Below are 11635 nucleotides of genomic sequence, written 5' to 3'. Positions count from 1 at the left end.
CTGTCCGTCCTGCGGGGAGCGGTTCCGCTCCTCCCGGGCGTTCGATGCACACCGCACCGGTCCGTATGGTTCCGTAGGCCCGAATGGCCGCCATCTGCCCTCTCAACGCCGCTGCAAGACGCCTGCGGAGATGCATACCGATGGAATGAGCCGGAATGGCCGGGGGCTGTGGGTAACAAAAGCGTTCGGAATGCCCCTCCGTAGCGACCTAGGAGCCGCTCCCAAGGCCGAGGTAAGGGGCGAGTAGCCGGGGGCAATTCCGACCCGTCCTAGCCTCGTGCGCGTTACGCACGCGCGCGCACCAAAGAAAACCCGCCGTATTAGGGCGGGCAAATCCAAGAGGCTATACGCGCCATGCGCGGCGCAGCGGGAGTATGTGCAGGGCGAGTCCTATAGGCAAGCACGGAGGTGAAATACAGCGTTTCACTAACCTTTACGCCTTATCCGGCCAGATTGGGAGGGATGGAGCTAATTCGCTCCTCTTTTTTGGACATAAGGATTAAATAACTGGGACCGGTCGGGGTCCCGTGCTTACCGCCCGCAGTTTTAACCCCCCGCCCCATATCCATTAACGCTCGCTATCCCTGGAAAGGAATAGATTGATTTATCCTAGCATTCACGCCGATTCCGGCCACCATTCTCAGTACCAGACAACACCTCGATTCATAGAATGGGAACTAGAGGCAACCGTAGTAACTGTGCCGAAATTAATGCTCAAACAGGCCGGATGGAAGAAAATAAAATATCCAGTGTTGCGCATATCGGCAAAATCATATGTGGATACCGAGACCGGGGAAATTATCAAGAAACGTGATATGTTTAAGCTTCGGTACCCAGTCCCACAGAATACTGGGCTGAAGTTAATCGAGCAGCTACGCGTAATCAATAGCCTGAGCAAGAAAGCTAAGGAGTTGTGTTTATTCCTATTGAAGATGCGTAACAATCGCGGTTCTTTCGTACTTCCTCTCTCGGCCCTTCTGAATGGCTACATTAATCGTAACGGAGCAATTACCCGTATGTGTAGAGCAAGAGCACAACACGGTAAGCTAATCACCGAAATAGCGCAGGCTGGAGTAATAGCTAACGAGCAGGCGCTAGGTACTCTGTTCCAGAGACATGGTCATAACACTCCGCAGGCAGTGCTAGAAGAAGCAGCAATATGGTACGGGTGGCCTGGAATTTTTCAGGGAAAGGCTCTATGGGCTAATTGAGTCTCCGACTCGCAATGTTTACTACTACAAGCAATCGCCCGGAAACCCCTGTCAAGCCTAGAAAGTCGGTCTCAAAAACTGGTCTTCCCATCCAGAAAATTGGCCGATTTTTCTTGGCAAATTTAGGCAATCCAGAGGTGAACGATCCTCCAGATGACATCAATAGTGATATTCAATATTGCTATCCCAGCTTGAACTAATAGCTCCGCCGTTTTAATCACTAGATCAATTGTTTTTAAGGATTTCTTTACCAAACGGACGAGCACAACCACTGCGATAAGTGCAGATATCATTTTATCCCTCGATAAGGATAATTAAGCGAACTAGGATCCTTGGGTAAAAGGATTCCTTCCTTCCGCTCAAAGGAAGGGGAAAGCGAAAACTCGGTGAATTCGTTTGATTTCCTTAGACGAGAAATATAATCTGATTAAATCCTCGTAGTCGTTACGGTGTGTTGCACCACCTATAAGGCATCGTTCGTGCCAAGTCCTGCCAAGGCCCAATCCATGGGATGTGTCGTGGTAGAAACATTTTTTCGTCCCTATGTTGCAGGGCGACATTCGAATTTTTGTTTCACTTTTGATACTCGGTGGTCATATGAATTGGAGCGGGTTCCAATAGTTTTGGGTTAGCAACTTATGTGGCCCCGATATTCCATACTATATCTGGTAGTTAGGCACCGTTGATCGTCCACTAATAGAGATTTAGACTTGTATCGTATCTTTCCCCGAACTAGATGCGAAAGCATCCACTTTTGTTGCGCGGGACTCGTGGATACGGTGCGCAACGGCACGGCCGCGCTTGGCGGATGGCGGCAGAATACCGCCGTGCGGGTTTGGGACGGCGTGTGCCGTTATCGCGCGTCGGGAATCTTGTATGTAACGGCCATGAAAATTCGGGCATGAAAACTATTGGCGGCGTGGCTATCGAAATGATGCTGGAGCACGCAGGCGGGAACCAAGTCCTAGCGGCGGAGTACTTCGGTGTTAGCCGCTCGACACTGGCAGAAAGATCAAACAACACACGATAGCAGCCCCGCAGGCGGGATCACAGACCGCGTGAAAAGGCCCGCAGAAGCGGGCCAAGAACACGTCTAGAATTCTATGTGTTAGGCTAGCCTTGACACGCGCCGTGCATATCAATGCGGCCAGTGCTGCACAGCCAACGCGACGTACGCGGCGGCCATGACAAGATACAAAGTTGCTGTATCCATGTGTCCCTCCCTTCAAGTTGGTGGCATGTGGAACACGGAGAGGTCCGCTCGAAGCTTCCTAGGGCCATTGAGCGGTCCCCTCTCCCCCATTCAAAAACGGCCCCTTGCGGGCCGTTTCTCTTTGGAGCGCCCCACATCGACGCCCCGGAGACAACTGTACCACCTACCGTATTTTTCTTGCCCTACCTCCCGTGCGTTGGCGCGTAGATACGGCCTGTTGTGGCCCCCAATCCCGTGGCCCCAAGCCCATGGCTTTTCTGAGCCCCAAGCCCGTGACTTTTCTGCGACTTCGACGTCGCATTCCGGGGCGCACGCTGTCGAGTAGGTGGCCGTAACTGTCTGAACGACCCGCCGCTAACGTCGCCGGATACCGCATGAATTGATTATGCGACCTTTTGAAATTCGGCGCTCCATAGACTCATTTACTCAAATACACCTTATCCTCATGTGCTATCGTTGAGTAACAGAAACACCTACTCAGGAGGCCGAATGCGCGTTATAGCGGTGCTGAATCAAAAGGGCGGGGCCGGTAAGACCACGATTGCCACGCACCTAGCCCGGGCCATGCAGCTAGCCGGGTCGGACGTTCTCCTGGTGGACTCGGACCCGCAGGGGAGCGCCCGGGATTGGGCCGCCGTCCGAGAGGACCACCCCGTACCCGTGGTCGGTATCGACAGGCCCACAATAGACCGGGACCTTAAGAGCATTGCCCGAAAAGACTATGTCGTTATCGACGGCGCACCGCAGGCGGCAGACTTGGCCGTATCCGCGATCAAGGCAGCGGACTTTGTGCTTATCCCGGTCCAGCCCTCGCCCTATGACATTTGGGCTACCTCGGACCTCGTGGACCTCGTAAAGCAGCGCATTGAGCTAACGGACGGAAAGATGCAGGCCGCTTTCGTTGTCTCCCGGGCCATTAAAAACACGCGCATCGGGGACGAGGTAATAGGCGCACTGGAGGGTTACGGCCTCCCTATCCTCAAAACCCGGATTACACAGAGGGTTAGCTACCCGAGCACGGCGGCCTCCGGGACAACCGTACTGGACACCGAGCCGAACGGCGACGCGGCTAACGAGGTCCGCGCGTTGCTTGAGGAACTAACACAAAAACTCAATTGAGTAAAAGGGGGTAGATGAGTATGAATACGGGAATGAAAGCGGGCAGGCCGTCCCGCGACAAGAAAGCGGCTACCTTGGCCTCCCTGCGGGACGAAAAGGACGAGGTACGGGTTAATTTCAATCTGAGCCGGGAGGAGCATATTAAGCTCAAGGTCCACGCGGCCAAGGCCGGTACGACTATCTCCGAGGTTCTACGTGAGTATGTGCGCAACTTGAGTGAATGAGTAAATGCATTAAAACTCAACATTGGGAGCGGCAATGGACGACTTTATTACCCATATCGCAGCGGAGCTAGTCAAGCATGCGTGGGTTGTGATCGTGTTTATTGCCGTGCCGGTCGGAGCGGTTGTTGGGTTTCTTGTTCAATTGAGGACGCTGAAAAAGCTGCGGCTGGACATCGAAAAATTGCGTAACGAGCTACAAAACGCGCAGAAAGTAAGCCGGGAGCTAGACCTAAAAATACAGAAATTGACTGGCGAGGAGCAGCGGCAAAAAATTGAGGACAGCGGCCTTGTGCGTTCGGACGTCATCCAAATGCGGGACTTGGTAGCTAGATTAAAGGTATCGCAAACAGCCGTCCTCGAAGAAACCGCACCCTCAAACACGAATCTAGAAGCCATTTCGGACGGCCTAACAGCGCTACTTCTTTACATCCTGGCGACAGGAGCCTTTGTACGTTTGGTGTTGTGGGCGTTTGACCTTCTACATTGACCAAATGCAACAAACGGTCTGACGCGCACACGCCTAAAGATTCCCCCCGCCTTTGCCGAGAACTAACGAAACGGACGATTAGTTGCGGCAACCAACGAGGGAAACAATGAAAAAGGCGGTACGGGGAATGGTGGTGCTGGCGGGGCTGGCCGTGTTTGGGACCGCGCAAGCGGCCGATTGGGTGCAGTTCGCCACTATGTCAAAGGGTGGCGGCGCAGTGATTTATGCGGACAACGCGTCGATAAAAAAGCAAACGGGCGGCACGCTAACGGCGTGGATAAAAACGGAGTTCAGGAAGCCGCAAGTGTTAGGCGGCCAGACCTATGTGAGCACCACACACCTAGAGCGCGTGGATTGTTCATCCCGTCAAATATCAACGGGGACAATGATTTGGTACGGCCAGGACGGTGCAGTTGTGCACCAGGAACCGGGCTTCGGACCGATGGGTGAGCCCGCGCCCGAAACAATAGGTGAATCCATCCTGAACCTGTTTTGTCCGACTTGATTTTTATGCGGTACCGCCTGTTAGCGTTAGGCGGCACCGCCGCCGCTTATGGCTGTGAAGTGGGGCTAGACGTACAGAGACAAGAATAACTACTAAGACGCTCGCCTCCCTCCTTGTGATCGCCAGAGAACACATGGCAACGGGTAACACCTTCCGGCAAGAACCCCGATCGTTTCCCCGTGTCACCTCCGGTAGAGCCGGCGCAGACAAAAGCCTCGTTGTAACCGGCAACTGCCCCAACAGATACAGCATTCAGTTTCGAATTCTCGCAAACCGCCTTGCAACTCTGGCCGTTGCCGCCGACCCACTGGCCGGCACTCTGCCCTAACGCGGCCATCGACACTGCCATAAGGCCCATTCCGAACACTGTCTTTAAACTTGCCATATCGCCTCCCTCGTAAGTTATTAGGAACTTCGTTGAAAGGGTTTGGCGAATCATTTGCTTGGTTTGGGCTTTGCTCTGTGCGGAAACGCACAAATCGAGAACGGGCAAAGAACGGCCAATTGCGGCACTGCACAAATTAAGGTAAACAGTGCCAAGGATTTTTATGTCAACCACTAAACAGACGTGCCGAGATAGCGCGTATGCTGCGTTGCACCACGCTTGTATACGGCTAACCCACGCTCCCGGGCGTTGTTAGAGCAGGCGCCCTTGTGGGTCACGTTCGAAGGTGAAGCGGACCGCCTTAACCTTGCGGCCTGCCTTGACGGGTTCCCACTGGATAGCCCAACCGTCTTTCTCGTTTAGCTCTTTCACGGCGGGGTCAATGATCTTACGGCGGATAGCCGCAAAGTCCCCGCGTTGCTTCTCAGTGGCGTCCATCGCGGTAGCGAAGTCCTCAATATCGTACTCGGCCCAACCCGTGGACTTAAACCGCGTGAGTAGCTCCAGCAACCGCCACGAGTAGGCAGACCGCAGAGCCGTAGCCTGTTGGAGTTGGTACGTGGTGAAGTTCTTTTTCAGGCCGAACAGGGCGGGGAGTAGCTCGGGCCACCACGCCAGCTCTACCCACGCCTCGCCCTCGTGATACGTGCATCGGCCAACCCAACGCATATCGACCCGTAGCGGTTTGAGAGGTTGCCCGCTCCGCTTGTGCGCCGGTTCAAAGAACGTAATGGACCGCTTGTACAAGTCCTTGGCCGCACCCTGTAGGGCCTCGTAGGAGGCGTTAGCTTTGACGCCGAACGATTCCGCGTACTCCGCCGCCGTTATCTTGGTCTTGGGGAGGTCTCCGGCATTGAGGGCGCGGCGGCTATCGAGCTTGCTAACCGCGAGCATAACGAGTCGTTTCTCCGCCAGTGTGAGGCCGTGGCCCGCACGAGCAAGGGCGTTAGCCATCGTTACCCAACGCTCTCCCGTAGGGGCTTTGATTTCTTCTAGGTCCATTCTGCCGTTCCCCGTGTATTTCTGCCGTGGACGAAAGAATGGCAGAAAACGCAAATTCTGCCAACTTATTTTAAAGGCAGATTAGCCCGGAACTAGGCAGAAGAGCCACCTAAGCCTGTGGATAGCACCCGGAAAAAGGCAGACTAACCCGGAAAAAGGCAGAGTTGACACGGAAAAAGGCAGAATAGCTCCCCGCAAAGCCTTACGGGGTAAGGGTTCCAGCCCTCTATAAACAAGGAAAAACTATCTAAAAAGGAAGACGCCTACCGCATCCCGTAGCCAACCCGGAAAAAGGCAGAATAGATTGACGCTCTTGGTGTACCCGCGTCCCCATTGACAAGCCGGACAACTCTACGAGTTGCCCCACCTTGCCAACAGGTCCCCTCGCGGCGTGGGGCCTACGGCGTGACTCGCTGCGCTCGCCCGATTGAGAGACGCGGCAAAGTCAAAACTACGGGCATAAAAAAAGCCCGCCGACAGGGGCGGGCCTAACCAGATGAAGCTACAACACGCGCCCACCCACTTCCTAGGGCGCACGTTCAGAGTAGTACGGGAGCCGCCAATAAAAAAGGCCCGCCGGGTGAGAGCGGGCCCAAGGAGATGAACTCTCCCACACTTTACGCGCGCTCAACTCACGAGCGCCCCGGTAACGTAGCAATCGGTTTGCCTAGATTGTGCAGACAAAAAAAGCCCGCTTCCGAGAGCGGGCCAGTCGAGGGATTTATATGCGTTCCCCTGAACGCGCAATTCCAGCGTATGCCGACGCGTGGTAAGCGATCAAGTAACGCCCTTATCGGCGTTCCTGCGGTCCCAAAACGTCCCCTCTGCAAGCTCGGTCCCGGCCTGGCGGAGCTCGTCCTCAATCCTCGTGCGGCTCGTCACGGGGCGCTTTGGCCTCCTCCTCCTCCTGTTCAATCTGCGCGCGCTCCTGAGCGTCTATCTCGGCTTGCGTGTACGTGCGCTGGAGTTCACCGCGAGCACGAGCAACCGCCGTAATCAAATCCCCGTGCAGATCAACGTAGTTTTCCAAGGACCGCCGCACCACGTCCGAAGTCGTTTTCTTGGTCACGAATTGGAGCGTTTCGAGTTGCTCCATAAGGCGCACGGGAATGCGTACGTGTAGCACCTGCGTGTCCTCGCCCTTTGGCCGACCGCGTTTCTTGGCGCCCTTCGTCTGTTCTGCCATAGCCCCTCCTTCTCTCTAATTGCGTAACAGCATGATTTTACGTGATTTGTAGCACGCAATCCACGCCGCTAACACGAAAGCTCGTAAGACAGGCGTACCAAGTCGTTGTTTAGAGGAAACACTCTAGGTATTTATATTTTTTGTGATACAAATAACAGATATTATTCGTTCTGTAGTTACCGGCGCTAACGGGGAGACCCGAAAAGACCGGGGGTCCGGAGAGAAGTCCCGAGAGGGAAACCAAAAAGACCAGCTAACCCGGTTGCGCGGGGGATGAAACAGGCCCCTCGGCTTTGACGGTACAAGCCATCTGCCAGATAAAACGCGAGCGACCGACGAACGAAGGTTCGTTAAGGCGGTTCAGACGAGCCCCCTTAATCAACCCACGAGGCAGCAACGATGACCAAACGAGCAACCCAGGCAACAGCCTTCGGAAAGGCAACCACGACCCGCGTAGTTTTCAGCAGCGTGCCCCGACCGATGGCATCGACCGAGACGAACCCGAAAGGCAGGATGAACCGCGCAGCACGGCGGGCGGCGGCGGATAAGAACCTCATCGCGGACATGCTCACGCAGCGCGCGCAGATGCCCCGCCCGCAGTAACGAATAACGACCAAAAGCCCGCCGTGCTGCCTACATAGAAGGCGACGCAGCGCGGCCACAATTAAGTACCTAACGAGAACGGCCAAGAATGACCAAGTATCAAGAAGCGCTGCGGGAAGTTATGACGGGGGATTGTTTCGCGGGTTGCATGATCGAGGGGCAGGAAGTCACGCCCGCGAGCATTGCGGAGGATATGGCGGTATTCGCGGACGCTATCCGCCGCCAGTTGGAGAACCTCTCCAGTATCGGCCACTACCCGGAATTGCTTGCCGAGGCTATGGACGAGCTAGCAACGAACGCGGGCATTCTGCGGACCTTGGCCGAGGCGCGGGTAAAGCTCGTACTGGCGGCAGAGGCGGACGGCCTGTGTATCGTGGCCGCCCCCGAGGGGGCTACGCTGCACTGATCCCGCCAGATACCCGAATCCGGGCGCAAGCTCGGCCCCGCCCGCCTACGGCGTGTCCCTCGGGGATGCACCCAGGCGGGTTTTCTTTTTGTCCTTCGGTTTACCTACCACCTACAGGAGTTCTTATGCGTAAGGGAGTGATTCCCGACAAGCCCTATGCGGACGCGGACGACCGCACCGTATCCGCCAAGGTTTCCCCCGAGTTCCAAAAGCGCCTCCGCGAGTTCGCCGTCCAGCTCGACACGAGCGTGAGCACGCTTATCAAGACCGCCCTATCTAACTACATGGAAGGGGCGCACTAATGGCCGCCGGTTTGCGCATTTGGTCAGCCAACGGTGAGCTAGTCCTTGATGCGTCCCACCGGGTCATGCGGATTATCGACGTAGCTATGTTGGTAGGCGGCGTCAACGGACAAGTCCAGTCGGACCTCCTCAAACAGGGCGGGGGTATCTCGTTTCAACCGAATTCCTACATCGGCTATTTGAGCGGGGGCCTGATACACCCTACGTTCGCCATCAATACGAGTACCGGGGTTATTAGCTGGACGTGGGCCGCAAAGGCTAACGGTAGCTTCGATACGTATCAGGAGGGGCCGATGTACTACTTTGCGTACTAATGGAGACCGCATGATTAAGAAAGATTGGATTGTGCCGAGTACCGGCGCACTGGCAACGGTCCACGTAGTGGCACAGGTCCAGCTCGACTACTCGGGCAGCAACACGCTTACCGCGAGCGTCTCCTCGTTCGTGGACGAGGCCGCATACGCTGCGAACAAGTTTGCAATGTTCGTACAGCAAATCCCGATTGATGGTCTGCCCGCAGACGGCGAGAACCCCCAGGATTACGCGTACGCAAGACTCGTTGAGGCGGTCCCGGACGGCGAGGTAACGCCATACGCGAATCGCCGGGTGTTTGCCCTCGGGGAGATTGTGCCGAACGCCGTAGCGGCACCCGAGTAAACCCACCATATAAAGGCGCTTGCCTCGTCAGAGGCGAAGCCGCTTAAGCCCGTCCACCTGTTAGCCGAGCCGGACGAGGACGTAAACCCAGCGGGTTGCATGTCTGCGACACGCGCCCCTATCTCGGTATCCACTCCACTTTTATTCAGGAATACAAATGAGTTTGCTTCGTAAAAAAGAAACCGCCTCCACCGCAGGCGTCCAGTTCGACATTAACGCGATTGTGGCCGAGGCCCAAGCCCTGCCTAAGGTAGTGCAACGGCCTACGTTTAGAGACGGTGCCGTGTACGCGGACGCTATCGCCCGTTCGGTGGGTATGTGGGCGTACCAGAACGCCGCCGCGTTGAAGTATCAAGGGGATTCGGTGGAAACGCTCACGGCCAAGATTGCGGAGGTTAGCGCGCAGCGCGGCGAGCAGAACCGCATTGCTACGGAGGCGCGACTGGCGATCCATAAGGAGGTTGGCGGGTTTGAGGGGTTGCATATGGCCCGCCTTGCTGGATTGAGTCCGACCGTTGACCCGGATACGTTCGCGCGTCAGCGGGCCGCAGAGGGAGAGGCGCATCGATTGGGTACGGAAATGAACAATCTGCAACCGCAACTCCACGCGGCAAAGCAGCACGAGGCCATTAAGCAAGAAGCGGCGGCTATCGTGGCGGCCCTCCTGTCGGTGCTCGATTAATGCGGGTCCTCAAAGGCTACGCCACTACGTCCGATGTGGACGTGGTAGGCGACATTGTGAGGCCCGAGGGCGTGATGTTTAACAAGATGCCGCTCCCGCTCCTGGGCGGCCACGACCACAAGCTCCCGATTGGTACGGTGGTATCGGCCAAGGCGGACAGCAAGGGCGTGATGATTACGGCGCACCTGATCCCCAAGGGCGAGAGCCGAACGGCGGACGATTGGGCGGCGGCGGCCAAGTACGGGGCGGCACAGGCGTTCAGTATCGGGTTCAGGAGCGCGGGCGCGACGGCCAATAAGCACGGCGGCAAGACCTACGATACGGCGCTCGTACACGAGGTTAGCCTCGTCGTGGTTCCGGCTAACTCGGCGTGTGTGGCTAAGTACGTTGAGACCCCGGACGCGACGCCCGCAGCGGTCAAGCCCGCCCCCGTCAAGCCACAGGCGACCAAGCCAAGCCCCAAGGCCACGGAGGCGACCAAGGCCGTGCGAATCCCCCTGATTCTGATTAGCGGCCACGAGGCCCCGGAGACGCTCCGAGGGATTGAGGAACACAACCAAAGAGCACTGGCGCACAACAAACGCCACGGCCTCTAATTTCACACGTAACGGGCGGCCCACACCACCCACTAAAATAAGGATGACTATGGAATTTGTAATTGACGACAGCATGACGGAAGAATCGTTGAAGCTCTTTATTCGTGGCAAAGAGGCCGCTAACACGATGCTCCGCAAGGACCTCGCAGTAAACGATCGATTGATCGCACAGGCCAAGATTCGCCTCATTAACAAGGACTTGCAAAACGCGGAGGTGGAATGAATCAGGACATTGAATTCCGCCTTAGCCGCGTAGCCCTTGAAAACCTGCACCGCGAGGCCGCAGAGGCGGGGCGCACCGTTGGAAACATGTTCCGTACTAAGGCGTTCGCCCTCGCGGGGGCGGAATGCCCGTCTTTCTCTCTTTCTGGAGGGGAGACAAATCGCGCGTTTAATTGCGGTGTTCATCCGAGCGTGTACGCCCGCCTCGTGCGGGTTGCGGAGCGCATGGGCGTTTCCATGTCCTGCCTCGGGGAGCTTGTGGCCTCGTTCGATATGGTGTCCGCGTGAGTTACCTCTCGGATTATCAGGCGCAGCGCAGACACCTTAGCCGCTTGTGTCGCCTCCTCGGTATCCCGCTATCCGAGCAGGGGCCGGGGCGCAAGGTCCCGCGCCATAACAACGCGCTCCGAGTCGCTATTTTTGACGGGTGCTTGGGTCCCGACTGGCGGGACGTGACGAACGGGAAAAGTGCAGTGGTGTTCGACCAAGAGCTGGCCCGCATGGTGGACACGATGGAAATGCGGAACGGGTACAACCTGGCCGTAGCCCAGGCATGTATCCGGGCCGGTAAGCACGAGGCCAAGCTCGGGCGGGCCGATATGGCAATCCTGCGGGACTCCAAGGGCCGGGTAACGGTGCGGCCTATGACCACCGCCCACCGTACGGCCCGATTCAAGGCCGCTGAGGAGTTTTACGCGGAGGCTCGCCGCTATCAACAATTGCACGAGGAGGCCCGCAGTGACCGGGGATAACAACGTCTGTCCGTCCTGCGGGGAGCGGTTCCGCTCCTCCCGGGCGTTCGATGCACACCGCACCGGTCCGTATGGTTCCGTAG

Annotated in this window: 17 protein-coding genes; 15 read left to right on the top strand and 2 right to left on the bottom strand. The window is 56.7% G+C overall.

Features of this window, described 5'->3' with window-relative positions; genetic code table 11:
• Window positions 1-599 precede the first annotated feature (599 nt).
• The 6 genes from AWB79_RS39940 to AWB79_RS37500 all read left to right on the top strand — a co-directional run bounded on the left by AWB79_RS39940 (window position 600) and on the right by AWB79_RS37500 (window position 4759).
• Window positions 600-1211: a hypothetical protein gene (locus AWB79_RS39940; RefSeq protein WP_157695944.1), complete on the top strand. Its 612-nt coding sequence runs from the start codon at window positions 600-602 to the stop codon at window positions 1209-1211.
• A 736-nt stretch (window positions 1212-1947) separates the two neighbouring features.
• Window positions 1948-2241: a helix-turn-helix domain-containing protein gene (locus AWB79_RS40985; protein ID WP_082862600.1), complete on the top strand. Its 294-nt coding sequence runs from the start codon at window positions 1948-1950 to the stop codon at window positions 2239-2241.
• A gap of 672 nt (window positions 2242-2913) precedes the next feature.
• Complete coding sequence (gene parA / locus AWB79_RS37515; RefSeq protein ID WP_061172526.1) at window positions 2914-3543, top strand: ParA family partition ATPase; 630 nt, start codon at window positions 2914-2916, stop codon at window positions 3541-3543.
• 20 nt (window positions 3544-3563) lie between these two features.
• The gene (locus AWB79_RS37510) at window positions 3564-3767 is read left to right on the top strand and encodes a plasmid partition protein ParG (protein WP_082862601.1); all 204 of its coding nucleotides are present in this window, start codon (window positions 3564-3566) and stop codon (window positions 3765-3767) included.
• A 34-nt stretch (window positions 3768-3801) separates the two neighbouring features.
• A complete protein-coding gene (locus AWB79_RS37505) occupies window positions 3802-4254 on the top strand; it encodes a hypothetical protein (RefSeq protein WP_061172524.1) in 453 nt (150 codons plus the stop codon).
• Between the two features lie 106 nt (window positions 4255-4360).
• Complete coding sequence (locus tag AWB79_RS37500) at window positions 4361-4759, top strand: surface-adhesin E family protein (RefSeq protein WP_157695943.1); 399 nt, start codon at window positions 4361-4363, stop codon at window positions 4757-4759.
• 637 nt (window positions 4760-5396) lie between these two features.
• On the opposite strand, the gene AWB79_RS37495 is transcribed toward AWB79_RS37500, so the two are convergent.
• Window positions 5397-6146 carry a replication initiation protein gene (locus AWB79_RS37495; RefSeq protein ID WP_063963633.1) on the bottom strand — a complete coding sequence of 250 codons (750 nt, stop codon included), beginning with the start codon at window positions 6144-6146 and terminating at the stop codon, window positions 5397-5399.
• Window positions 6147-7005: 859 nt separating this feature from the next.
• Window positions 7006-7332 carry a hypothetical protein gene (locus AWB79_RS37490; RefSeq protein ID WP_061172522.1) on the bottom strand — a complete coding sequence of 109 codons (327 nt, stop codon included), beginning with the start codon at window positions 7330-7332 and terminating at the stop codon, window positions 7006-7008.
• 399 nt (window positions 7333-7731) lie between these two features.
• Between AWB79_RS37490 and AWB79_RS39935 the strand changes: the two genes are divergently transcribed.
• The 9 genes from AWB79_RS39935 (at window position 7732) to AWB79_RS39920 (ending at window position 11552) form a co-directional block, all read left to right on the top strand.
• The gene (locus AWB79_RS39935; protein ID WP_157695942.1) at window positions 7732-7935 is read left to right on the top strand and encodes a hypothetical protein; all 204 of its coding nucleotides are present in this window, start codon (window positions 7732-7734) and stop codon (window positions 7933-7935) included.
• Window positions 7936-8023: 88 nt separating this feature from the next.
• Window positions 8024-8341 (top strand): hypothetical protein, encoded by a 318-nt coding sequence (locus tag AWB79_RS37485; protein WP_061172521.1) that lies wholly within the window; start codon window positions 8024-8026, stop codon window positions 8339-8341.
• 125 nt (window positions 8342-8466) lie between these two features.
• Window positions 8467-8643, top strand: coding sequence for a hypothetical protein (locus AWB79_RS39930; protein ID WP_157695941.1), 177 nt, complete (start codon window positions 8467-8469; stop codon window positions 8641-8643).
• A 324-nt stretch (window positions 8644-8967) separates the two neighbouring features.
• Window positions 8968-9300: a hypothetical protein gene (locus AWB79_RS37475; protein WP_061172519.1), complete on the top strand. Its 333-nt coding sequence runs from the start codon at window positions 8968-8970 to the stop codon at window positions 9298-9300.
• Between the two features lie 157 nt (window positions 9301-9457).
• Complete coding sequence (locus AWB79_RS37470) at window positions 9458-9982, top strand: hypothetical protein (protein WP_061172518.1); 525 nt, start codon at window positions 9458-9460, stop codon at window positions 9980-9982.
• On the top strand, window positions 9982-10578 hold the full coding sequence (locus AWB79_RS37465; protein WP_061172517.1) for an HK97 family phage prohead protease: 597 nt from the start codon (window positions 9982-9984) through the stop codon (window positions 10576-10578). The genes AWB79_RS37470 and AWB79_RS37465 overlap by 1 nt, the downstream gene beginning before the upstream one ends.
• Before the next feature lie 49 nt (window positions 10579-10627).
• Window positions 10628-10801 carry a hypothetical protein gene (locus AWB79_RS39925; protein WP_157695940.1) on the top strand — a complete coding sequence of 58 codons (174 nt, stop codon included), beginning with the start codon at window positions 10628-10630 and terminating at the stop codon, window positions 10799-10801.
• Entirely contained in the window at window positions 10798-11088 is a 291-nt protein-coding gene (locus tag AWB79_RS37460; protein ID WP_061172516.1) for a hypothetical protein, read from the top strand. Before AWB79_RS39925 ends, AWB79_RS37460 begins: the two co-directional genes overlap by 4 nt.
• 185 nt (window positions 11089-11273) lie before the next feature.
• Window positions 11274-11552, top strand: coding sequence for a hypothetical protein (locus AWB79_RS39920; protein ID WP_157695939.1), 279 nt, complete (start codon window positions 11274-11276; stop codon window positions 11550-11552).
• Window positions 11553-11635 lie beyond the last annotated feature (83 nt).

It is taken from the genome of Caballeronia hypogeia, assembly GCF_001544875.2.
In the GTDB taxonomy this organism is placed as follows: Bacteria; Pseudomonadota; Gammaproteobacteria; order Burkholderiales; family Burkholderiaceae; genus Caballeronia; species Caballeronia hypogeia.
This window is presented reverse-complemented; position numbering and strand designations above follow the sequence as displayed.